Annotated in this window: 21 protein-coding genes, 1 tRNA gene and 1 other annotated feature; of the genes, 7 read left to right on the top strand and 15 right to left on the bottom strand. The window is 40.1% G+C overall.

Going from position 1 to position 23002, the window contains the following annotated elements; all coding sequences use genetic code 11:
- Positions 1 to 4: 4 nt before the first annotated feature.
- Both CD03_RS0114230 and CD03_RS0114235 read right to left on the bottom strand, forming a co-directional pair.
- Entirely contained in the window at positions 5 to 277 is a 273-nt protein-coding gene (locus CD03_RS0114230; protein WP_027294228.1) for a hypothetical protein, read from the bottom strand.
- A gap of 42 nt (positions 278 to 319) precedes the next feature.
- The gene (locus CD03_RS0114235) at positions 320 to 1192 is read right to left on the bottom strand and encodes a YitT family protein (RefSeq protein WP_027294229.1); all 873 of its coding nucleotides are present in this window, start codon (positions 1190 to 1192) and stop codon (positions 320 to 322) included.
- A 161-nt stretch (positions 1193 to 1353) separates the two neighbouring features.
- Here CD03_RS0114235 and CD03_RS0114240 point away from each other — a divergent pair.
- Positions 1354 to 1426: transfer RNA gene (locus tag CD03_RS0114240), tRNA-Ala, on the top strand.
- 128 nt (positions 1427 to 1554) lie between these two features.
- On the top strand, positions 1555 to 2037 hold the full coding sequence (locus tag CD03_RS0114245; RefSeq protein WP_027294230.1) for a hypothetical protein: 483 nt from the start codon (positions 1555 to 1557) through the stop codon (positions 2035 to 2037).
- Between the two features lie 115 nt (positions 2038 to 2152).
- Here the strand turns inward: CD03_RS0114245 and CD03_RS0114250 are convergent, their stop codons facing one another.
- The 5 genes from CD03_RS0114250 to CD03_RS0114270 all read right to left on the bottom strand — a co-directional run bounded on the left by CD03_RS0114250 (position 2153) and on the right by CD03_RS0114270 (position 6262).
- The gene (locus tag CD03_RS0114250) at positions 2153 to 2665 is read right to left on the bottom strand and encodes a deoxyuridine 5'-triphosphate nucleotidohydrolase (RefSeq protein WP_027294231.1); all 513 of its coding nucleotides are present in this window, start codon (positions 2663 to 2665) and stop codon (positions 2153 to 2155) included.
- A gap of 48 nt (positions 2666 to 2713) precedes the next feature.
- Positions 2714 to 3205: an anaerobic ribonucleoside-triphosphate reductase activating protein gene (gene nrdG, locus CD03_RS0114255; RefSeq protein ID WP_027294232.1), complete on the bottom strand. Its 492-nt coding sequence runs from the start codon at positions 3203 to 3205 to the stop codon at positions 2714 to 2716.
- 228 nt (positions 3206 to 3433) lie between these two features.
- Positions 3434 to 4207, bottom strand: a complete 774-nt coding sequence (locus tag CD03_RS0114260) for an ABC transporter ATP-binding protein (RefSeq protein WP_027294233.1) — start codon at positions 4205 to 4207, stop codon at positions 3434 to 3436.
- Positions 4200 to 5084, bottom strand: a complete 885-nt coding sequence (locus tag CD03_RS0114265; RefSeq protein ID WP_027294234.1) for an ABC transporter permease — start codon at positions 5082 to 5084, stop codon at positions 4200 to 4202. Before CD03_RS0114265 ends, CD03_RS0114260 begins: the two co-directional genes overlap by 8 nt.
- Positions 5085 to 5122: 38 nt before the next feature.
- Positions 5123 to 6262 (bottom strand): ABC transporter substrate-binding protein, encoded by a 1140-nt coding sequence (locus tag CD03_RS0114270; RefSeq protein ID WP_027294235.1) that lies wholly within the window; start codon positions 6260 to 6262, stop codon positions 5123 to 5125.
- Positions 6263 to 6387: 125 nt separating this feature from the next.
- Positions 6388 to 6657, bottom strand: a binding site (T-box leader).
- A gap of 239 nt (positions 6658 to 6896) precedes the next feature.
- Here CD03_RS0114270 and CD03_RS0114275 point away from each other — a divergent pair.
- The 5 genes from CD03_RS0114275 (at position 6897) to CD03_RS36100 (ending at position 13252) form a co-directional block, all read left to right on the top strand.
- Positions 6897 to 7427, top strand: coding sequence for a TetR/AcrR family transcriptional regulator (locus CD03_RS0114275; protein ID WP_027294236.1), 531 nt, complete (start codon positions 6897 to 6899; stop codon positions 7425 to 7427).
- 96 nt (positions 7428 to 7523) lie between these two features.
- Entirely contained in the window at positions 7524 to 8810 is a 1287-nt protein-coding gene (locus CD03_RS0114280; RefSeq protein ID WP_027294237.1) for a condensation domain-containing protein, read from the top strand.
- A gap of 366 nt (positions 8811 to 9176) precedes the next feature.
- Complete coding sequence (locus CD03_RS0114285) at positions 9177 to 9677, top strand: hypothetical protein (RefSeq protein WP_027294238.1); 501 nt, start codon at positions 9177 to 9179, stop codon at positions 9675 to 9677.
- 12 nt (positions 9678 to 9689) lie between these two features.
- Complete coding sequence (locus CD03_RS0114290) at positions 9690 to 11855, top strand: YhgE/Pip domain-containing protein (protein ID WP_027294239.1); 2166 nt, start codon at positions 9690 to 9692, stop codon at positions 11853 to 11855.
- A gap of 32 nt (positions 11856 to 11887) precedes the next feature.
- Positions 11888 to 13252 carry an Ig-like domain-containing protein gene (locus tag CD03_RS36100; RefSeq protein WP_052377805.1) on the top strand — a complete coding sequence of 455 codons (1365 nt, stop codon included), beginning with the start codon at positions 11888 to 11890 and terminating at the stop codon, positions 13250 to 13252.
- A gap of 83 nt (positions 13253 to 13335) precedes the next feature.
- Here CD03_RS36100 and CD03_RS33550 read toward each other — a convergent pair whose 3' ends face one another.
- From CD03_RS33550 to infB, 8 genes are all read right to left on the bottom strand, one after another.
- Positions 13336 to 15489 carry a polyribonucleotide nucleotidyltransferase gene (locus CD03_RS33550; protein WP_044289387.1) on the bottom strand — a complete coding sequence of 718 codons (2154 nt, stop codon included), beginning with the start codon at positions 15487 to 15489 and terminating at the stop codon, positions 13336 to 13338.
- 178 nt (positions 15490 to 15667) lie between these two features.
- Positions 15668 to 15934: a 30S ribosomal protein S15 gene (gene rpsO / locus CD03_RS0114305; protein ID WP_027294240.1), complete on the bottom strand. Its 267-nt coding sequence runs from the start codon at positions 15932 to 15934 to the stop codon at positions 15668 to 15670.
- A 162-nt stretch (positions 15935 to 16096) separates the two neighbouring features.
- Entirely contained in the window at positions 16097 to 16525 is a 429-nt protein-coding gene (locus CD03_RS0114310) for a DUF3592 domain-containing protein (protein WP_027294241.1), read from the bottom strand.
- A complete protein-coding gene (locus tag CD03_RS0114315; RefSeq protein WP_027294242.1) occupies positions 16526 to 17422 on the bottom strand; it encodes a bifunctional riboflavin kinase/FAD synthetase in 897 nt (298 codons plus the stop codon).
- A 23-nt stretch (positions 17423 to 17445) separates the two neighbouring features.
- Positions 17446 to 18342, bottom strand: a complete 897-nt coding sequence (gene truB, locus CD03_RS0114320) for a tRNA pseudouridine(55) synthase TruB (protein WP_027294243.1) — start codon at positions 18340 to 18342, stop codon at positions 17446 to 17448.
- Positions 18339 to 19307 (bottom strand): DHH family phosphoesterase, encoded by a 969-nt coding sequence (locus CD03_RS0114325; RefSeq protein ID WP_027294244.1) that lies wholly within the window; start codon positions 19305 to 19307, stop codon positions 18339 to 18341. Before CD03_RS0114325 ends, truB begins: the two co-directional genes overlap by 4 nt.
- Positions 19300 to 19686 (bottom strand): 30S ribosome-binding factor RbfA, encoded by a 387-nt coding sequence (gene rbfA / locus CD03_RS0114330; RefSeq protein WP_027294245.1) that lies wholly within the window; start codon positions 19684 to 19686, stop codon positions 19300 to 19302. The genes CD03_RS0114325 and rbfA overlap by 8 nt, the downstream gene beginning before the upstream one ends.
- 19 nt (positions 19687 to 19705) lie before the next feature.
- Complete coding sequence (gene infB, locus CD03_RS37220) at positions 19706 to 22990, bottom strand: translation initiation factor IF-2 (RefSeq protein ID WP_156042898.1); 3285 nt, start codon at positions 22988 to 22990, stop codon at positions 19706 to 19708.
- Positions 22991 to 23002 lie beyond the last annotated feature (12 nt).

Consider the following 23002-nt stretch of genomic DNA (forward strand, 5'->3'; position numbering starts at 1 on the left):
ATTATTAATAGGTTACTTGTTTCCAGGTTTCTTCCTGGTTTTTGTACTCTTCATTTAACCAGTCCACTACCTGATCCAGACTTTGATCACTTGCTTCGAATTCTTTAAACTGCTTTTTCTCATCCGGAGTAACATCCGAGCAATAAGGCCCCGCCCAGATTGATACTATAAGAACTTTTCCAACGAGCTCAATTTTATATCTCATGCCCTGGTAACTTCCGGTACAGGCTTCTTTTTTTAAAAAATTTAAATTGACGATATCTTTTTTATCAATCATAATATGTAAACAAACTCCTTTTAAGCATATTTATATTTCTCGCTATCTTTGCTTTGTAATCGGTTTGAACCCTTCTCCCAGCACCTGGTCTGCTTCCGTTACAATCATAAAAGCGTTTGGATCTTCATTATATACTATGGTTTTCAACTGGTGATATTCTTGAATACGTACCACACACAGCAAAACCAGGGAATCTTTCTGGCTGTATGCACCTTGTCCTTTAATAAAGGTCGCACTTCTCTCCAACTCTTCAATTACTCTGCCTGCAATAGCTTCATTTTTATCTGACATAATCACTACCTGTCTTCCCTTATCCAGACCATAGATCATTCCATCAATCACTTTTGTCTGACAAAACAGAGCTACCATTCCAAATAAGCCGGATTCAATATTTCCAAATACAATGATGGAGAGGCCAAGTATAATGCAGTCCACCAGCATCAGGGCGCTGCCGATCTGCACATGAGGAAATTTTCTTTCAATCAGACAGGATATAATATCAGTACCTGCAGTGGTAGATCCTCTGTAAAAAATAACACCCAGTCCGAATCCCATGCAAACTCCGCCAAAGATGGCACCCAGCATGCGGTCGCCTGCATACTGTGGGAAATATGGTGTTACTAAAAAATCCAGAATTAAACTGCTGATAATCAGAGTACGAAGGGTTTTAAATGTAAATTTCTTACCCAGATACCGAAATGCCAGATAGATGATGGGAATATTAATAACCAGCGTCATGGTTCCGATTGGAAGTCCCCAGAGGTATTTTATGAGAATTGCAATGCCGGATACACCTCCCGGCGCAATATTGGCCTTTTCAGCAAAATAATATATACCAATCGCCAGCGCAAAAGAACCGATGATGTCAAATATAGTATCTATGATGATTTCCTTATAACTCTTTTTTAGCTTCATAGTTTACCTTCTCTCTTTTTCGTGATTCAAATATTAAAGTCCGGATATGTGATTCAGTATTCATAGTCTAACATAAAGAAATCCGGCTTTCAATGAAAAGAACTTGTAACAAAGCATATTTCTTCTTGAATATTTTAATTTAAGTACTATAATAAGGTTATGGGGACATAGCTCAGCTGGGAGAGCGTTCGCTTCGCATGTGAGAGGCCGCGGGTTCGAATCCCGTTGTCTCCATATTACCAACTCATCATATATATATCCAATGATATTCAAAACTTCTATAGCTTAACTTAAGCTATTCTTAAGACCTCATTCCAAATAATGGTGTATAATTAATATAATTTAGAAAGGGGGCTTTACACTTGCGAATTAGTCATTGTATTCCATTTTACAAACCAATCATTCCGGATAACATAAAGGATAAAATATGTTTTTCCGCGACTGAGTCTTTAACACGAGATGAAGCTATCTGGTATAGTTATGCTTTGATGATAGTTGCTGAACAATTGGAAAAAGAAGAAATTGATCTCAATTCACTCACTGCAGTTACTGTAATATTTACAATAAATGGTATTCTCTCTATCGATGGGGAGTGCTCTACAGGAGAAAGTGTTTATTTAGACCTTATCATCTATTCTATGAGACACATTCGATCCATTTCATCACGGAAACTGGTTCTTTTCAAATTTCTTGAAGGACTGATCAGACATTTTTGGCAATTGGAAGATGATTCTATGGTAAATAGCAAGGTAAGGCAGTTAATGCAATACATAGAAAAAGATTTTTCCTCAGGAGATTTACTACATAAATTTGAAGCAGCCGAACTTCAGGAGATGTACAGTTAAGCAAAGTTCCTTCTATCGGCTGCTGTAATCTTATTTTAATAGATAGAAAAAGAATATCCTGTTTTCATTGATACTTCCCGTTATGGAAAGGCATCAATAAAAACGGATATTCTTTTTATTTTGTTGTGCTTCCAAATCCGCCATTTCTGAGCTCGGTTGCATCATCGTCTACTGTTATCCCATATTCTACGAAAATCCCCTGCATAAAACCAGTTCCGGCATCTACCGTAATTGCCTTTCCCTCATTGCTGTCATTGGTTATTTTCGAAAATATATGGCCTTCATTGTCTGAATAAAAGTAGTCACTATCTATAATTCCTACTGTATTATTAAGCTGAAGACGGAATTTAAATCCCAATCCGCTTCTGGGATAACATTTTAATACCCAGTCTGCGTTCATTTCTACACGGATACCGGTTGGAATTTTGATTGTCTGACCGGGATTCAGTGTAAATGTAAAGGGACTGTAGAAATCATATCCGGCAGAACCTGTGGTTGCTCTCTTTGGTAGTTTAATTTCTTCATATATGCGTTTGACTTCTGACTCAGATGCTGACGGAAATCCATCTTTGTACCCTTCCTCAAACTGCTTATAACTTACTTTATGAAATTTCGCTATTCTCTGCATTTAATTCTCCTATACTGTGTTCCTATTGTTATGTAAATATGCTGCTGACTATTCGCAGTGCAGAACAGTTTTACCCAGTTTCAGTGATTTTTGAACATCAATTACCCGTTGGTTAGAACTGCCTCTCCAATGCAGCTGTTTCGATTTCTTATCACAATCAAATTCTCCATCAACCAGAACATCCAGATATTTCATTATAGAGGAATCTCTGATACTCTCCCAGGCCGATCCCGTATAGAGCCAGATTGTTTTTAAAGGAAATTTATTCCGTATTTCTTTTGCCAGCTCTTCTACGTCTTTTTTATTTTTTGAATGCAATGGATCTCCACCACTGAAAGTGATACCGGATATGTAAGTCTTCTCTAATTCAGCAAATAATTCTTCCTTAGCACTTTCGTCAAAAGTTACACCGCCATTTGGATCCCAGGTTATCGGATTGTGACAATCCTTACAGCAATGGGAACATCCGGATACCCAAAGTACTACCCGCAGTCCGTCTCCATTTAGCATATCGTCTTTTGTAATATTATGATACCTCACGTCTATCGTCCTTTCAGTAACAATATTTAGTAAAAATTTTATAATTGCACACCATATCGTGTTTTTACGCCAGTGATTATCTTACCATTTTCATTCCCTGACGTCAAGACTTAAATCCCTTGTTTGGATTCGGACGGATTGATTTCTGATTAAAAAATATAATTTAAATAGCAAGAAAACCGGAGAACAAAGCGCTTCCTGGTATCCGCACATTTCTCCGGTAAATTTTTAATTTCCACATTCGATACTGATCTCATTAAACAAATCCAGGATCTCTTCTACTTCTGTTGTTTCTTTTGCATTCCCTTTTTTATCAAGAATTACATTTCCCTGATGCATCATAATCAGACGGTTGCCATACTCTACTGCGTATCTCAGATTGTGCGTTACCATGATTGTTGTGAGATTTTTTTCTTTTACAAGCTTCCCTGTTAATTCCATAATAATCTCAGCCGTCTTGGGATCCAGTGCAGCGGTATGTTCATCCAGGATTAAGAATTCGATAGGTGTCATGGTAGACATTAAAAGTGCCATAGCCTGGCGCTGTCCCCCGGAAAGAGCTCCTACCTTCACATCCAGTTTATCTTCCAGCCCCAGATTCAGCAGGCGCAGACTATCTCTGTAATGATCAATTCTTTTTTTATTGATGCCTGGCTTCAAGTTGTACTTTTTTCCTTTGTTGTCAGCCAGTGACATATTTTCAAGAATCGTCATAGTTGGGCAGGTACCCATAGACGGATTTTGAAAAACCCGGCCAATGCGCTGATGCCGTTTAAAATCCCTTGCACTGGTGATATCTTTCCCATTCATCAGTATGCTGCCCGAATCAATATCTATGCTGCCGCAGATAATGTTCAGCATGGAGGTTTTACCGGAACCGTTGCTGCCGACAACGGATACAAATTCTCCCTGTTTCACCTCAAAATTAAAATTTTCAAAAAGACACATTTCATTGATCGTACCGGGATTATAATATTTATTAATATTCTTTAATTCAAGCATGTGCCTTCACCTTCTTCTTCCTGTCCATACTGATCACTAATATTACAAAAAACAGTACCGCCGTGATTAATTTCATGTCATTTGCCCCAAAACCAAGCTGCATTGCAATTGCCACACACGCCCTGTATAAAATTGCTCCTACAATGACAGCCGTTGTATTATTCACTTTCGGGATAAATTTACAGAGATTTACTCCGATGATAACGCTGGCAAGACCAATCACCATGGTGCCGGTACCGATTGAAATGTCAAATACCCTCTGCCACTGTGTATAAACACAACCGCTAAGTGCCACAAGACCATTAGCGATAGCCAGACCCAGAATCTTAACTTTTCCGCTGTCTTTTGCCAGGACTGTCACCAATGCATGATTATCACCTGCTGCGCGGAGTAAAAAACCGGATTTCGTCTTCATATAGGCATCTAATAAAAGCTTTACCACCAATGCCACAATTACAATAATGATTAAAGTCTGATAAGGTACCAGGAATTCCGGTACAATTTTCGTTAAGAATGAATTATCAAACATATTGTCCATACTAAAGATCGGAACATTTGCTTTGCCTGCAATTTTAAGGTTAATGGTATATAATGCAGTCATCATGATGATTCCCGATAACAGATCGCGGACTTTAAATTTTACATGAATGATGCCCGTAAGCATACCAGCCAGTGCTCCGGCTGCAAATGCGATGGGAAGGGTCAGATAAGGATTTACCCCATTCACCATCAGAGTAACTGTTACCGCCGCCCCCAATGGAAAACTTCCGTCTACTGTCAAATCCGGAAAATCTAATATTTTGTAAGTAATGTAAATGCCTAAGGTCATGATGGCATATATGATTCCCTGTTCTAAAACACCTATTAGTATGGACATATCTTTACCTCTGTTATCCTACGATTTTTGATTATCTTCTATTGTGCTGTAATTTCTGTGAAAGTTTCTACTGCTCTTCCTTTTGTATCATCACTGATTGTAATTCCAAGATTCTCTGCTACTTTGGTATTCAGGTACAGACTGCTTTCTGTAATTGTTTCAAATTTCATATCATCAGCTTTTGCTTCGCCTTTTAACACTTTCGCAGCCATTCTTCCGGTCTGTTTACCAAGTTCAATATATTCAATTCCTTCCGATGCCATACAGCCAATTTTTACCTGCTCTATCTCACTTCCGAATACCGGGATGTTTTTCTTAGATGCCTTATCTAATATAGTAGGAAGTGCGCTTACAACGGTATTATCTGTCAAATTGTTCAGGCAGTCTACCTTCGCTAATAATGTATCCGCTGCAGACGGAACATCGGCGATTGTTGCTACTCCGGCTGTTTCCAGGGTAAAGCCGTATTTTTCTACTAAGGATTCATATTCTTTGATACTGCTTTCTGAATTTACTTCACTGGTTGTATATAAAATACCGATGGTTTTCGCTTCGGGAAGCATTTCACGAATCATTTTCAGCTGTGCTTCCACAGGAAGTTTATCACTGGTACCTGTTACGTTTCCGGATGGCATCTGGTCCTCTTTGGCTAGCTCTGCTGCAACCGGATCCGTAACGGCAGTATAAATGGTAGGAATATCAGTTTTCATTGCCGCATTATAGCATGCCTGGGCACTAGGTGTGGCAATCGCGCACATCAGATCTACTTTATTTGCTACAAACCCCTGTGCGATGGTATTAGCATTTCCCATATCTGCTTCTGCATTCTGATAATCCACCTCGAGGTTTTTGCCCTCTACAAATCCTTCTTCTGCAAGGCCTTCTAAAAATCCTTCACGGCAGTTCTCAAGGGAACCATGCTGTGCAAATTGAGCAATTCCAATTTTAAAGGAACCCTCCACTAAATCACCCGAAACCGTCTCTGCTGCACCACTGTCAGCCATTTTGGCACTGTCTGCATCCGTTCCTGCATCCGTGGTTTCCTTGCTTCCTGATCCCGTTTCCGTTTTATTAGCTCCACCTGTTGATGTGGAATCTGTGCCGGCAGAACCGCATCCTGTTGTTATTGCTGCTGCCATTGCCACGCTTAAAATTGTAACTAAAATTTTCTTTTTCATAATAAATTCTCCTTATTTTCATTAATTTTGATTAATAGTATCAAACAATCACAAAACTAATGGGAACGTTAATCTGATTTCTTTGTGATATTTATAAATACACTAAAAAACCGCCCCAAGCCTTCGCTTGAGACGGTAATAATATCGTATTATTATCGCGGTACCACTCAAATTAACATAATGTCCACTTTCGCATGTACTATCATACACTCCTGATTGATAACGGGTTCGGTTCCCGACAGTGCCTACTCTTTTAATACCGGATCACTCCACTATCTCTATTTCAGACTGCCCTCGAAAGTCCATTCGGCAAATCACTCAATACTGCAATCACACCACCTGCAGCTCTCTGGAATTTTGTTGATAAGCTTACTACTCTTTCTCATCGGTTTTGCTTTTTGTTTTTTTCATTCTAATACTAATTGGTGGGTGTTGTCAAGTGCTTTTTATATTATTTTTGCAGTTTCAACTTAAATATTCAGTTTATTGGATCTTTTGCAAAATTATCTAGAGCGTGTTTTTGATAAAATAAATTTTCGCAACACCATTCATCTTCTTGACATAATATAAATACCGCCATACAATAACATTGTTATATAACAACGTTATTATACAAAAAGGAGAAAACTAAATCATGCCCCCTAAATCAAAGCTTACCCGCTCAGATATTGTAGAAAAAGCTTTTTCCCTTACCAGACTCATGGGTTATGAAAATATTACTGCACGCTTACTTGCTAAGGAATTACAATGTTCTACACAGCCTATCTTTCATATTTTTAAAAATATGGATGAATTGAAAAAAGCATTATACGAAAAAACAAGAAACTATTTTACTGAAGTAATGCTTACCCCTTCTTTGGATCCCAATACTCCACTTTTTTTAAGTATGGGTTTGCATTACGTAGCGCTTGCGCAAAAAGAAAAACATCTTTTTCAGTTGCTGTGCATGTCAGATAGTTTCCAATTGAATAGTATTTATCAGCTTGCCGAAGGAGTACCTGCATCAGTTGGTGCCGAAGTGTTTACTAAAATGTGGATATTTACACATGGCATCGCTTCCATTGCAGCCACAAATACCACAGATCTTCCGGAAGATGAAATCCGCGATTTGCTAATTGAAGTATTTAAAGACTTTTATAAAGGGCAATGGAATGAAATAATATAGGCATAAACTCAATATGTTACAGCCAGGCTTGCTTCTGCTGAAATAAAAACCCCGCTGACACATTTCAACAAGCTCATAAAAGAAAGGGCAGATGATATGGAAAAGAAAAATAATGAAATTCGAAAAGAACGTACCCACTTATTCTCTCCAAACATAAATATTGCTATTTCCTTTTGCATACGGGAAAACCTTTGTATAGACACATTAAAATCAGCTATTGATAAAGCGGTTCAAAACAATGAGATTTTTTCCTGCCGTCTGGGGTTTAAAAAAAACGGTCAGGTGTTTTATGAACATTCCGGAAGATGCATCTATACTTTTCAAGTTTTAGAAGTCGACTGGATGGATGTCGTAATGAAGCAAGCATCCATACCTTTTGATTTGCCAGGCGGGGAGCTGATCCGTTTTTTCGCTCTGCCGGACAAGAATGGAACCCGCCTGCTTATAATCGCACATCATCTAGCAGGAGACGGATTATCCATCGCTTATTTAGCAGAAGATATCATGAATGCCCTGGCTGCAGAAACTCTGATTTATAAACCACTTCTGCTGCCGGATCGTAAGCTGATCCTCAAAAACTGCAGTTTAAATCCCATTATGCAGTTAATGGTAAACTTATTAAACCGAAGATGGAGAAAAACAGGTAACCCCTTTTCTTATGACGAATATCTTAACATGTTTAGAAAATATTGGTCCTGCCATGAAACAATTGCCTATACTTCAGCAATTCCGCCATCTCTGCTGCTAGCATTAAGAAGCCAGTCAAAAAAATATGGGATTACAATAAACAGCATTTTAATCACTGCTTTTATCAAATCAGCTAATGAACTGTCAGATGTGGGAATAGCTGCAAGCATACGCCCGGAACAATTCACCGGAATGGGAAATTATGCAACCGGTATCTCCATCCGCTACCGGTATGACACCAAAAAGGATTTTTGGAAGAATGCCCAGGCAGTGCATCAGCTCATATACCGGAAACTGAACAACCCTAACAAAAAATTCTTTCTTTTAAAATTTATGGATAGTTTAGAACCGGGCCTGATAGACTCAGCCTATTTTTCTGCTTATGGAGGATATCAGAACAAAACTTCCGCCATAATTCAAAATATGTTCGGTTACAATCATAATCCGAAAAGCATTAGTGTTACAAATTTAGGAAAGCTTCCTATATCAGCGGAATATGGGGATTATCATATTTCCGATTTTATTTTTCTTCCGCCCCTTGTTCCGAATGCAAAGCGCCTGTTTGGTATCGTTACTCTGGAGGATCAGATGTATATCACGATACATTTAGAAAAGAATGCGTCCCTGCCTGCAGAAAAAGTTTTCTTTGATAAGTCGGTGGAATACCTGCTTCAATTGACGGATAATAATACATAAGTATAATACTAAACCAATCATGTTTATTGTAACCGGGCGCAGCAGCCACTTCCCATTATCTGCTGCGCCGTCTCACTTCATTATTCACATCTTTTTCACTTCTATATTACCTGATTTCTAAAATAAACGAAAATACCCAAATATTTCAATTTTATCCTGGTGTGCTATTCCAATCTTTCACAATAATATTCCATTTACATGGAAAATATTGTGCTATTTCACTATTTCTCTTTTAAGATATCTAAATATAAACAAGCCATATCTTACTTCGAAACCAAAAACTGACGATTGGTCATTTTTGTATTGTATTGTGGATTCTTTCGTGCTAAAATATCCCTATCTTATTTAGAAAGGCAATGACGTTATATGGAAGACTTTAATCTTTTTTTAGATGAATTATTTCTGGATATGCCTGATACCAAAGAAACGAAAGCCGCTAAGCAAAATTTGCTTCTGTATTTACAATCTGATTATGAGCAGCGGATTCTTGAGGGAAAGACATCCAGACAGGCATTGATGGAATCTCTGATCTATTTTGGTGCCCGGGAAAATATTGATAAAGAAGTGGCACATCAGGAATTCATCGGTTCTTACAATCGCTTCCGTGAAAAATATCCGATGTTAATCCGGTGTGGATTTTTGGCTATTCTTATCATTCCGGCTGTTTTTTTAATACTTATGTTTAGCCTGGAATCAAAACTGAATTTTCTTACTGCCTGGATTGTTTCGATTATTCTTTCCTCCGGATATTTAATCTGTGTGGAATACATTGATTATCGTTATAAACAAAAACTCCACCTGAGTGAGCCGGAACCCGAGCTGGAAGGTGACGGCAGAGCGTATTTTAAAAATATCAGCAAATTATAATTGGAGGCTAAAATGAAAAAAATATTTAAAATTTATGTTCGGGATTTATCACGTCTAAGTAAAAATGTAATGGCAATGATTGTGGTAATCGGAGTCAGTATTATTCCTGCATTATATGCCTGGTTTAATATTGCAGCAAACTGGGATCCCTATGGAAGCACATCCGGCATCAAGGTTGCCGTTTCCAATGAAGATAGCGGATATAAAATGGATACGATGAATCTGGATGTAGGTTCACAGATTATCGATAATCTAAAAGCGAATGATCAGATCGGCTGGGAGTTTACAGATACGGCATCTGCCGTTGACGGAGTGAAATCCGGCAAATACTATGCTGCTGTAGTTATACCCAAGGATTTCAGCAGGAAAATATCCAGCATACTGTCAACGAATATTGAAAGCCCGAAGATACAATATTATATCAACGAAAAAAAGAATGCTATTGCGCCCAAGATCACGGATAAAGGTGTAGGCGTTATTCAGCAGCAGGTTAACAGTACCTTTATCAGCGTAGCTACCGAAACCATAGCAGGAATATTGAATACTACCACGGGGGATTTACAGGAAAACAGCAATACATTAATTGACCGTCTGATTAACGTACTACAGATTGTGGATTCGGATCTGAGCCAGTACAGTTCCACGATTGATGCCTTTTCAGAAACAATTGACGGTGTGACTACGCTGCTTTCCACAACAAAACTGACCTTGCCGGATATCAGTTCCACACTGGAAAACGGTACGCAGACAATTAACGATTCCCAGTCCGTGCTGGATACTTCTAAGTCCTCTTTAAACAGTGTAAACCAGTCATTCAGCAACGTATTGAATTCGGCGCAGGATATCTACGATTCCATTTCAAATACTGCCTCACAGGCCTTCGGTGATATTAATAATGATATCTCCGATGCTGCCCAGCAGCTTGCCCAGACAACCCAGCTTGCCCAGGCAATCATTGATATGAATACGAAAAATATTAATATACTGACAGACCTAAATGCCCAGCTGCCGGAACCCAAAGATGAAATCAACAATCTGATTGATAAACTTAATACATCCAGTCAGAACCAGCAGTCTATTATTGATAAAATAAATGCTACCAGTGAAAGTATAAAAAGTGCTTCTGACATCAGCAGTGAAACCCGTAATTCCATTTCTTCGGTAATTTCCGGCAGTAAAGATGACATTTCCGGTATCCGTACCTCTTATTTAAATTCGGTACAGCCGATGCTTGATAACCTGATGGATGAAATTACCAAAACTGGCAGTGACCTTTCCGGACTATTGCAGAGCACCAATGGCAGCCTCAGCAATCTGGACGGTATTTTTGACGGCATGAGCTCTTCCCTGACCTCAGGGCAAAAGGCTTTATCCAGCACAAAAGATGTGATCAGCAGTACACACGATAAAATACAGAATATAATTTCACAGTTAAATTCTGTGGGGAAAGATAAAAAGCTGCAGAAATTGATGGAGATTATACAAAATGACCCTGATCTTATGGGAAGTTTTATGTCATCTCCGGTACAGCTGGAAACTACTTCCTTTTATCCGATAGAAAATTATGGTTCGGCAATGGCACCTTTTTATACTACTTTAGCTATCTGGGTTGGCGGCATTGTTCTGGTTGCCATATTGAAAGTCCGGGTAGACGAAGATGAAAAACTAAAGAATTTACGCCCATCCCACTGTTATCTTGGAAGGTATCTGCTTTTCATGACATTGGGACTGATACAGGCGTTTATTATCTGTATGGGGGATTTGTATTTCCTGGAGATACAATGCAGGAATCCGCTGCTGTTTGTGGCCGCAGGGCTGTTATCCAGCTTTGTATATACGAATATTATTTACACACTGACCGTTTCTTTTGGAGATATTGGCAAAGCACTGTGCGTCATTTTACTTGTTATTCAGATTGCCGGCGCCGGAGGAACCTTCCCCATTGAAGTGACCCCCCGGTTTTTCCAGAATGTATATCCCTTCCTGCCATTTACTTATGGCATCAATGCAATGAGAGAGACGGTAGCCGGAATCTATGGCAGCAGCTACATCAAAGATCTGCTTCATCTTCTGGTATACGTTCCTCTTGCCCTGATGCTCGGTCTGATCTTACGCAAACCGCTGATCAGACTAAATGTATTCTTTGAAAAACGGCTTGAAGATACACATTTAATGTAAATATAAAAAATCAAATAAAGGGAGGATTTGTAATGAAGAAATTTAAAAAAATGATGATGCTTTTTACCCTGGCTTTCTGTCTTGCTTATACAACGGGGCTGGTGGTATGTGCCGCCGAGAAGCCGGTCAACGGCGGGAGCAGTCCTAAATCTGCCGCTGTGTTAGAATACAATACCCGGTATATGGACCGCCTGGAAGGAACAATACCTCACAGCAAATGGTACCAGTTTACTACGAATAGCCAGGATGCATATTATAAAATCACCTGTAAAAATTTAAGTATTTCTACTGGATTACTTGCGGTATCCCAACCCGATTTTGTACTTCGTACCGAAAACCTGATTGACCTCAAAAACAGCCGTATTCATCTGAAAGAAAATGAACAGGGTAATATCAATCTGAAATTAGAGAAAAATACAACCTACTATGTGTCGGTAAATCCGGGAATGAATCCCTCCAAAAATACCGGGCAGTACAGCATACAGATCAGCTGCCGTTACGACACTGTCAGCGATATTTCAAGCCAGGCATCGAATGCTGCACTTGGGCAAAAATACACCTCTTCCCTGGATGGCAACGGAGATATTGACTGGTATCAGTTTAAAGCTCCTTCAGACGGAACCTATCATATCAGTTTTACCAACCAAAATATTGAAACCAGTGCTTTAGATTCCCAGAAAGCTAATGTGTATCTTTGCACATCTTATGAAGAACAGCTCTATCAGCAGAGCGCGGGGAACGGGGAATCAAAGACATTCACCTGCAGCCTGTATGCCGGGGAAACTTATTTGCTAAAAATAACCATGGGAACGAATAAACGTACCAATACCGGAGACTATTCCTTTAAGATCTGGAAAGATGTTCCAGTTTCTTCTGTTAATATAAAACAGGGAAAAACCATTACCCTGGTAAAAGGAAAAACAAAACAGCTCCAGGCCGTGGTTGTTCCCCTGTCAGCAACGAATAAATCAGTATCCTGGACTTCCAGGAACAAAAAAATAGCCACGGTCTCAAAATCAGGTAAGATAACCGCAAAAAATTTTGGAACTACGAAAATAACCTGTACATCAAAGCAGGAAAATAATAAAAAAGCAGTCTGTATGATAAAGGTTGTTCCGTCTAAAGGGAAAATATCCAGAATATCCAGTGTATCCGGTAAATCCCTGCACATCACATGGAAGAAGCAAACCGGAACCACTTCTTATCAATTATACCGCTCTGCCAATAAAAATAAAGGGTTTACCCGAATTGCAACCATAAAAAACAATTGCAGTTACACAGATAAAAAAGTAAAACCAAAGAAAGTCTACTATTATAAGATACGCGCCTGCAAAATCAAAGGAAATACAAAACTCTATGGTAAATTTTCTGATGTACGCTATGGTAGACTAAAATAAATAAAAAAGAAACAGCCAATTGATATCCCATAAGGGGAAGCTCAAATTTGACTGTTTCTTTTTAATTATATAAGAGAATAAAATTACTGCTCTGAATGCTTCTCAGCTTTCTTTTCTGCATATTCTTTATGCTCTTTGTTCTCTTTATTTTCTTTATCTACATCTTTCATACTGAAGCTGATTCTGCCCATTTTATCCTTGCCAAGGCAAACTACTTTAACCATGTCTCCAAGAGTCAGAACGTCTTCTACGCGGTTAATTCTCTCTTTTGAAATTTTAGAAATGTGAACCATTCCTTCTTTGCCCGGAGCAAATTCGATAAATGCGCCAAATTCTTTGATACTTACTACTTTTCCAACAAAGAACTGTCCAGCCACAAAATCAGTTGTGATGATTTTGATCATATCGATTGCTTTATCCATGCTGTCTTTATCTACACCGCAGATAGATACTGCACCATCATCGGTGATATCAATCTTTACACCGGTCTGTTCGATAATTGCATTAATTGTTTTACCTCTCTGACCAACTACATCACCAATTTTGTCCGGATCAATTTTGATCTGCACTATCTTTGGTGCAAATTTGCCTACTTCACTGCGAGGTTCTGCAATTTCCTTATTCATAACTTCATCTAAGATAAAAGTTCTTGCTTCTTTTGTTCTTGCAATCGCTTCTTCAATAATTGGTCTTGTTAGGCCATGGATTTTAATATCCATCTGAATTGCTGTGATACCATCCTGGGTACCTGCTACCTTAAAGTCCATATCTCCAAAGAAATCTTCCAGTCCCTGGATATCTGTCAGTACAAGATAGTCATCATCTGTATCTCCTGTTACCAGTCCTGCCGAAATACCAGCTACCGCTTTCTTAATTGGAACACCCGCTGCCATCAAGGACATACTGGATGCACAGATACTAGCCTGAGAAGTAGAACCATTCGATTCAAAAGTCTCGGATACGGTTCTGATTGCATATGGGAATTCATCTGCTGATGGCAATACCGGAATAAGTGCACGTTCAGCAAGAGCTCCATGTCCGATTTCACGACGTCCCGGTCCTCTGGATGGTTTTGTTTCCCCAACGGAATAGCTTGGGAAATTGTACTGATGCATGTATCTCTTAGAAGTCTCAGCTTCGTCTAAACCATCGATTCTCTGCGCTTCCGATAAAGGTGCCAGTGTGGTAATGGTACAGATCTGAGTTTGTCCGCGTGTAAACATTGCAGAACCATGAACTCTTGGAATTAAATCTGTTTCTGCTGCTAATGCCCTGATTTGGTTGATTGCTCTTCCATCCGGACGTTTGTGGTCTTTTAAGATCATTTTACGAACGGTCTTTTTCTGATACTGGTAAACGGCTTCATCTAATACTGCAAGCCATTCTTCGTTCTCAGCAAAGCTTTCCGTTAATTTATCTTTAATAATACGGATATTTCCTTCTCTTGTCTGCTTGTCATCTGTGAAGACAGCTTCTTCCATCTGCTCTGGCGTTACAATTTCCTTCATTGCTGCAAATAATTCTTCCGGAACGGCACAACTTGTGTAAGTATGCTTTTCTTTTCCGCATTCAGCAACAATTGTATCGATAAATTTGATTACTTTCTGATTTAATTCATGTGCAGCGAAAATAGCTTCAATCATTCTTGCTTCCGTAACTTCGTTTGCACCTGCTTCGATCATAATGACTTTGTCTTTGGTAGAAGCAACGGTCAGCTGAAGATCAGATACTGCTTTCTGAGCCGCATTTGGATTAAATACCAGTTCCCCGTCTACCAGCCCCACCTGAGTGGTAGAAGTAGGTCCGTCGAATGGAATGTCAGAAATAGCAGTTGCAATAGCGGAACCAAGCATTGCTGTTAATTCCGGGCTGCAATCAGGATCTACTGACATAACCAGGTTATTTAATGTAACATCATTACGGTAATCTTTTGGGAATAATGGTCTCATTGGTCTGTCGATTACACGGGATGTCAGGATTGCATTTTCAGATGCCTTTCCTTCTCTTTTATTAAATCCTCCCGGAATCTTTCCAACAGCGTATAATTTTTCTTCATATTCAACACTTAAAGGGAAGAAATCAATTCCTTCTCTCGGCTTTTCTGAAGCAGTAGCTGTTGATAATACGGTGGTCTCACCATAGTGCATAAATGCTGCACCATTTGCCTGTGCTGCAACTCTTCCTACATCTACGGTAAGAGTTCTTCCAGCCAGTTCCATTGAAAAACTTTTGAACATATTTTGTCTCCTTTTAATTTGCTGCAGCATACTTTCCGAAACAACTGAAAAACAGACTTAACTGAAATCAGCTTTTCAGTGGTCTCGGCTTCTGTGATGCTACATGATTTGGTTAACGGTTTACGGGTTACGAAACAAACTTAAGGGACGGATTCCTCCGCCCCCAACTTTGTCCGAATTATTTTCTGATTCCTAATTTTGCAATCAAAGTACGGTATCCTTCAATATCAGTTTTCTTTAAATATGCAAGTAAACCACGTCTCTGACCTACCATTTTAAGAAGACCTCTTCTTGAATGATGATCTTTCTGATGCTCTTTTAAATGCTCTGTAAGTTCCTGAATTCTTGCTGTTAAGATAGCGATCTGTACTTCAGGTGATCCTGTATCTCCAGCTTTTCTGCCATACTCGTTAATAATTGCTGTTTTCTTTTCCTTTGAAATCATTTTGATTTCCTCCTTATTATTTGATCGCCTGATACTAAGAACATGGTCGGAGTTGTCCAAAATTCTGAATATCGGCTGTATTGCCGTGTATAAGAGAACGTAAACTTACTTGTAAGCACGGCCTTACACACTTCGATAGTATATCACATCTGTATTCTTACGTCAACCTCTCGTTGCAAATAAAAGGAAGGTTATTCCACCTGCAATACAGAACAAAAACCCTAATAAATAAACAGCGGTCAACAGATATGATCTTGGATCTTTTTGCAGAATTTTAAAATGATATGGCTTTTCCAGATTATAACATATCTTTAATTGCTGTTTCATTCTGAATTCACTTGGATTACTTCCCTTTTCATAACGCTCCTTAAAAAGCAGCCCATTAGCATAATATGCAATTACCGGATAATAATAATGATGTATTCCGGCTCTCTCGCCTTCGTCGTCCGGTTTATCCATAACCAGATCTACAACCTGACCGTCAGCACGTCCCTGATAATCTTCTTTCCCCTGAAAGTAATACCGGAAGGCAGCTGTACCAATCACCAGAACTACTCCAATAAAAATGAATACCCCGCTTAAAATTAACATCTATTGCTCACCAAAATATTCCTTTCCAAACTCAATATCTCTGTGCATGCACTCTTTTAATTTTTCTAAGGAATCAAATTTCATTTCAGGGCGCTCAAACGTATAGAGCAGAATCTCAATCGTCTTGCCATAAAGATCCTGGTCAAAATCAAAAATATACGTCTCAACACCCCGAAATGATTCGCCGACTGTAGGCTTATAACCGATATTGGTAATGCCGGGATACATTTTCCCATCAATTACGGTCTTAGATGCATATACGCCGTTAGGCGGCAATAACTTTTCTTTCTCCGGGATCAGATTGGTAGTAGGCATTCCAAGTGTTCTGCCTATTTTCCTTCCATGGAGTACTTCTCCGATAATTCCATATGGCCGTCCCAGTAGTTCATTTACAACTCCCATGTTGCCTTTTTTTAATTCTTCTTTTACAAATGTACTGCTGATATCTTTTCCTTCGTACTTCTTTTTATGAATCACCTCGACCTGAAATCCATATTTAGTCTGCAGGTCCTGCAGAAGCCTGAAATCTCCTTTTCGTTGATATCCGAAATGAAAATCTGTCCCTACTACCAGATACTTTGCATGGAGGCGGCCTGCCAGGATCTCAGATACAAATGTTTCCGGCTCCATATGTGATATTTCCGGCACAAAGGGACACTCAATCAGGCAGGAAAGTCCCTGGTCTTCCAGAAGTGACCTGCGTTCTTCTCCGGTTAACAATACTTCAGACCTGTTGGAATTCAAAGTGAATACCACACCTTTCAATCCCTCTCGCTGAAGCTGTCTGACACGCCGTATTAACCTCTGATGCCCCCTGTGTAAACTGTCAAATTTACCTAAGGTAACTGCACATGCTTCCTCACAGCTAAATTCTGTCGTTCCTACGATGTACTCCATACTCTTTTGTCCCTCCAGTGACCTTAAACGGCAAATATCTTGACCGGCTTAAATCTTTTTTCGGCTTTTTCGTAACCGTAAACAGCAAAAAATTGTCCCCCGGCATCGTAAACTCTTACGAGTCCATCCTGCATAGGAACCTGCCCTGCCGTATGGTTATCATAAAACATATTGCCATTGTATAATAATTTGTGGAACTCTTCTCTTATATCAACCCTCGGATACTCTAAAAACATTTCATCAATTGGCGTGATATGATCCATCAGGGTTCCATTATCCCGCAATTCTTCTATCTGACCCAGGGTAATACTGTCCTCAATCACAAAAGAACCAGCTTTTGTGCGAATCAGACTTTCCATGCAGCCTCCACAGCCAAGTTTATCACCAATATCATGACACAAAGTACGTATGTAAGTTCCTTTTGAGCAGGAAACAGTCATGGTGACACGCGGCAGTGCAGCCTCATCTATCCTAATTTCATGAATATGAACCAGTCTTGCCTTGCGTTCAATAACTTTACCTTCTCTAGCCAATTCATACAGCTTTTTACCATCTACTTTTAATGCAGAGTACATGGGGGGGATCTGTTCATAATCTCCGGTAAAGCTTCGTATCGCTTCCTGAACTTCTTCCTCAGTGGAAGTTACTTCTTTTTGAGCTAATACGGTTCCGCTGGTATCCTGTGTATCTGTAACGGTACCAAGCAGCAACACCGCCTGATAGGTCTTATCCCTGTCTGTGAGCATATCACAAAGTTTTGTACCTTTTCCCAGACATACAGGGAGAACTCCCGTGGCATCCGGATCCAATGTACCGGTATGACCGATTTTTTTCTGCTTTAGAATCCCGCGAAGCTTAGCTACCACATCATGAGAAGTAAACCCCTGCTCTTTGTAAACATTTATAATTCCATGAATCACGATTCTTTCTCCTGTAACAGCTGCTTTTCTATATGTTTTGTTAAATTATTAAGCACATCATGCATCGTTCCCTGCAGCGTACAGCCTGCAGCACGTACATGACCGCCACCACCGAAATATGCACCGATTTTACTTACATCTACAATACCATTAGAGCGCATACTCACCTTAAATTCCTGGCTGCCCGTCTCATAGATAAAGATTGCCACTTCAACACCTTTTGTATTGCGAAGCTGGCTTACGATACCATCCAGATCTTTTGGTTCCACTCCATAAAAAACCATATCTTTCTGATGGATAGCACTGATAATGCACTGTCCGTCCAGAACCATAATGCTCTCTAAGAGCGCTCTTCCGAGTATCTGATTCTGAACATATGATTTTTTATAATACGTATCATCTAAAATACCGGAAAAATCAATTCCTTTTTCCATCAGATCTGCAGCTGCCCGCATGGTTTTCGCTGAAGTACAGCTATACTGAAATACTCCCGTATCATGTGCAATTCCCATATAGAGTGCTTCTGCTATTTCTTTTGTAATCTTATCTTTGTCCAGCACATCATAAACCAGTTCTGAAGTGGAACTTGCTTCCGGAACAATATAATCCACATCCGCAAAACCTGAATTGCTGATATGGTGGTCAATGCACATCCTGCGTTTTGCTGTTTCAAAATATTTTGCAGCTTCGCCCAAACGCTCCTTATCTCCGCAGTCCAGGGAAATGAACAGATCATATTCCATTTCCTTATCACAAGTATGGTGAATCTCATCTGTTCCCTGAAGAAAGCGGTAAGAGTCAGGAATCTTTTCTAAATACACATCTACATCTGTAAGTTGCGGGAAGTTTTTCTTTAAATAGAGATACATTCCCATGCTGGAACCCACGCAGTCACCGTCCGGCCTGATGTGGCCGGCGATAGCTACCGTTTTCACATGATTCAGTTCAGATGCTATGTTATTCATTCTCATCATCCTTTTCTGTCTCTTTGATATCTTTGTTGACATCGTCAATAAGTTTCGACATATTCACACCGTATTCAATTGACTGGTCTAAGATAAAGCGAACCTCCGGCGTATTACGAAGATTAATCGTTCTGGCAAGCTGCCTGCGGATATAACCCTCTGCACTTTTTAATCCTGCCAGCGTATCTGCCTGGGATTTTTCATCACCCAGAACACTGATATACGCTTTACAGCTTTTTAAATCCGGTGCTACTTCTACGGCAACCACGGAAGTCAGCGGATTAATCCTGGGATCTTTTATTTCACCCCGGATTATATTAGACAGCTCGTGCTGGACTTCTGCATTGACACGTGTATTTTTAATACTGTTTTTTCTCATATATAAAACTCCGTTCTACTTAACGTGGAACCTCAACCATTGTGTACGCTTCAACCTGGTCAAACTCTTGCACGTCATTGAATTTTTCAAATACCAGACCACATTCATAACCTGATTTAACTTCTTTTACGTCATCTTTAAATCGTTTCAGTGATGCAAGCGGTCCTTCAAAAATCTGTTTTCCTTCTCTGGTAATACGCACGGAACAGCCTCTCTGGAATATACCGTCCAGAACATAAGAACCTGCTATTGTACCAATTCCGGATGCTTTGAATGTCTGGCGTACTTCTGCATGACCCAGTACCTTTTCTTCAAATACAGGATCTAACATTCCCTTCATTGCTGCTTCCACATCTGCGATTGCATCATAAATGACACGGTATAAATTTACATTTACCCCTTCGCGTTCTGCGGTAAGTTTTGCCGTTGCATCGGGACGGACATTAAATCCGATAATAATTGCGTTGGATGCAGAGGCCAGTATAACGTCAGATTCATTGATAGCACCAACTCCGCCGTGAATAATCTTAACGACTACTTCTTCATTGGAAAGTTTTAACAGACTCTGTTTTACCGCTTCTACACTACCCTGTACATCGGCTTTGACGATAATTCCGAATTCTTTCAGATTACCGGCTTTAATCTGTGTGAAGAGATCATCCAGGGACATTTTTGCTTTCGTATCTTCCAGAAGTTTTTCACGACCCTGGCTGATAAAGGTTTCTGCAAAGCTTCTTGCTTCCTTATCGCTGTCAGTTGCAACAAATATCTCACCTGCGTTTGGTACGTCGCTTAAACCTAAAATTTCAACAGGAGTAGAAGGGCCTGCTTCTTTTACTCTTCTTCCCTTGTCATCCATCATAGCACGTACTTTACCATAACAGGAACCTGCTGCTATCGGATCACCTACTCTTAATGTTCCTTTTTGAACCAGAACTGTCGCTACCGGTCCTTTTCCCTTATCTAACTCTGCCTCGATCACAAGACCTCTGGCTTTTCTCTTTGGATTTGCTTTTAACTCTGCAACTTCTGCTGTTAAAATAATCATCTCCAGCAATTGCTCAATACCTTCCTGTGTGTGTGCTGAAACCGGTACAAATATCGTACTTCCGCCCCAGTCTTCCGGAATCAGTTCATATTCTGATAATTCCTGTTTTACTCTTTCAATATTGGCACTTGGCTTATCAATTTTATTGATGGCAACTATTATCTCAATTCCAGCGGCTTTCGCATGGTTGATTGCTTCAATTGTCTGCGGCATAACACCATCATCTGCAGCTACTACCAGAATGGCAATATCTGTAGAGTTCGCTCCACGCATACGCATAGCTGTAAACGCTTCATGTCCCGGTGTATCCAGGAATGTAATTTTCTGTCCATCAATATTTACCACATAAGCACCGATATGCTGTGTGATTCCACCGGCTTCTTTTGCAATAACATGTGTATTACGGATGGCATCCAAAAGGGATGTTTTACCATGGTCAACATGACCCATAACACATACTACCGGAGGTCTTGCTACTAATGTTGTATCATCATCGTCATCTTCTTTTAAGAGTTCTGCGATAACATCTACTTTTACTTCATGCTCTGCAATACAGTTGTATTCCAATGCAATCTCTTCTGCAGTATCATAATCGATTTCATGATTTACCGTAACCATTGTTCCCTGAAGGAATAATTTTTTAACAATAACAGCTGCCTGTATTTTCATCTTATCTGCAAGTTCTTTAATTGTCAAAATATCCGGTAAGATAATTGTCTTGATTTCATCTTCCTTCTTTTCTACTGGCTGAGACATTGGCTTAACTGGTTTAGCAGTCTTGCTAATAGCTTTCCCACCCTTGAAATTACTATTCTTCTGATTTGGACGGTTTCCTTTGGTTTCTTTTACAAATTTATCTGTTTTGTTAAATTTATCTGCTCTGATTCTGGATTCTTTTGTAACCGGTTTAGCCAGATCTGATTTTGGAGCACTTGAAGCTGCACCATAAGATCCCTGTCCCTGTGAACGCTGTCCATTATTGTATGGTCTCTGGCCGCCCTGGTTATTATAAGGTCTCTGGCCTCCTTGACCGCCCTGGTTATTATAAGGTCTCTGGCCTCCCTGACCGCCGTTGTTATTATAAGGTCTCTGACCACCCTGACCGCCGTTGTTATTATAAGGTCTTTGGCCTCCTTGACCGCCCTGGCTATTATAAGGTCTCTGGCCTCCCTGACCGCCCTGGCTATTATAAGGTCTCTGGCCACCCTGACCGCCGTTGTTATTATAAGGTCTTTGGCCTCCTTGACCGCCCTGACTATTATAAGGTCTCTGACCTCCTTGACCGCCGTTGTTATTATAAGGTCTCTGACCACCCTGACCGCCGTTGTTATTATAAGGTCTTTGGCCGCCTTGACTGCCCTGGCTGTTCTGGTTATTGTATGGTCTCTGGCCTCCCTGACCGCCCTGGCTGTTCTGGTTATTGTATGGTCTCTGGCCTCCCTGACCGCCCTGGCTGTTCTGATTATTATAAGGTCTCTGGCCTCCCTGGCTGTTCTGATTATTATAAGGTCTCTGACCACCCTGGCTGCCCTGATTATTATAGGATCTCTGACCACCCTGACTGTTTTGATTATTATAAGGTCTCTGGCCGCCCTGGCTGTTTTGATTATTATAAGGTCTCTGGCCACCCTGATTGTTATAAGTTCTTTGTTCCGTTTCCTGTGGTCTGCTGTTTGGGGTAACCGGTGCCGCTGTCTGCGGTTCTTTTGCACTTGTATGCTGTACCGGAGCTGCCGTCGGCTGTGAGGAAACAGGTTTTGCCTGTACATCACTTCCGGCTGCCGGCTGAACCTGTGGTTTTACCGGAGCTGCTGACTGCGCCCTCACTTCCGGGTTTTCCTGTGGCTTCACTGTCTGCTGGCTCTGTGGATGCTGTACTGCACCTGTATTTCCCTGAGGTCTTCTTGCCTGTCCCTGTGAACGCTGCTGACCCGGGCGCTGCTGCATTCCGGTACGGCTGTTCTGCGGACGGAATACCTGTGATATATTTTTTTTCTTTACCGGTTCTCCTGTGGATTGTTCTTTACTTTCCGGTTTTGTAGATGTGGATGCTTCCTGTGCCTTTACTTCCCCTGCTCCCGTTGCAGGTTTAGCAGTGCCTTTTCCGATATTTTTACGGATGTCATCCACCATACCTTCCTCTATTGTACTCATATGGCTCTTTACCGTTATTCCTTTCTCTGTAAGATAATTCATGACTTCTTTATTTTGTTTCCCTAATTCTTTTGCTAACTCATGCACTCTCAATTTTGACATATTACTACCTCC

Source organism: Robinsoniella sp. KNHs210 (assembly GCF_000686105.1).
GTDB classification, from domain to species: domain Bacteria; phylum Bacillota; class Clostridia; order Lachnospirales; family Lachnospiraceae; genus Robinsoniella; species Robinsoniella peoriensis.

Bases quoted from the DNA above. Each gene is read 5' to 3' on its own strand.
- CD03_RS0114230 (WP_027294228.1), bottom strand. From the start codon at position 277: ATGATTGATAAAAAAGATATCGTCAATTTAAATTTTTTAAAAAAAGAA.
- CD03_RS0114235 (WP_027294229.1), bottom strand. From the start codon at position 1,192: ATGAAGCTAAAAAAGAGTTATAAGGAAATCATCATAGATACTATATTT.
- CD03_RS0114250 (WP_027294231.1), bottom strand. From the start codon at position 2,665: ATGCAGAGAATAGCGAAATTTCATAAAGTAAGTTATAAGCAGTTTGAG.
- CD03_RS0114260 (WP_027294233.1), bottom strand. From the start codon at position 4,207: ATGCTTGAATTAAAGAATATTAATAAATATTATAATCCCGGTACGATC.
- CD03_RS0114265 (WP_027294234.1), bottom strand. From the start codon at position 5,084: ATGTCCATACTAATAGGTGTTTTAGAACAGGGAATCATATATGCCATC.
- CD03_RS0114270 (WP_027294235.1), bottom strand. From the start codon at position 6,262: ATGAAAAAGAAAATTTTAGTTACAATTTTAAGCGTGGCAATGGCAGCA.
- CD03_RS0114275 (WP_027294236.1), top strand. From the start codon at position 6,897: ATGCCCCCTAAATCAAAGCTTACCCGCTCAGATATTGTAGAAAAAGCT.
- CD03_RS0114280 (WP_027294237.1), top strand. From the start codon at position 7,524: ATGGAAAAGAAAAATAATGAAATTCGAAAAGAACGTACCCACTTATTC.
- CD03_RS0114285 (WP_027294238.1), top strand. From the start codon at position 9,177: ATGGAAGACTTTAATCTTTTTTTAGATGAATTATTTCTGGATATGCCT.
- CD03_RS0114290 (WP_027294239.1), top strand. From the start codon at position 9,690: ATGAAAAAAATATTTAAAATTTATGTTCGGGATTTATCACGTCTAAGT.
- CD03_RS36100 (WP_052377805.1), top strand. From the start codon at position 11,888: ATGAAGAAATTTAAAAAAATGATGATGCTTTTTACCCTGGCTTTCTGT.
- CD03_RS33550 (WP_044289387.1), bottom strand. From the start codon at position 15,489: ATGTTCAAAAGTTTTTCAATGGAACTGGCTGGAAGAACTCTTACCGTA.
- rpsO (WP_027294240.1), bottom strand. From the start codon at position 15,934: ATGATTTCAAAGGAAAAGAAAACAGCAATTATTAACGAGTATGGCAGA.
- CD03_RS0114310 (WP_027294241.1), bottom strand. From the start codon at position 16,525: ATGTTAATTTTAAGCGGGGTATTCATTTTTATTGGAGTAGTTCTGGTG.
- CD03_RS0114315 (WP_027294242.1), bottom strand. From the start codon at position 17,422: ATGGAGTACATCGTAGGAACGACAGAATTTAGCTGTGAGGAAGCATGT.
- CD03_RS0114325 (WP_027294244.1), bottom strand. From the start codon at position 19,307: ATGAATAACATAGCATCTGAACTGAATCATGTGAAAACGGTAGCTATC.
- rbfA (WP_027294245.1), bottom strand. From the start codon at position 19,686: ATGAGAAAAAACAGTATTAAAAATACACGTGTCAATGCAGAAGTCCAG.
- infB (WP_156042898.1), bottom strand. From the start codon at position 22,990: ATGTCAAAATTGAGAGTGCATGAGTTAGCAAAAGAATTAGGGAAACAA.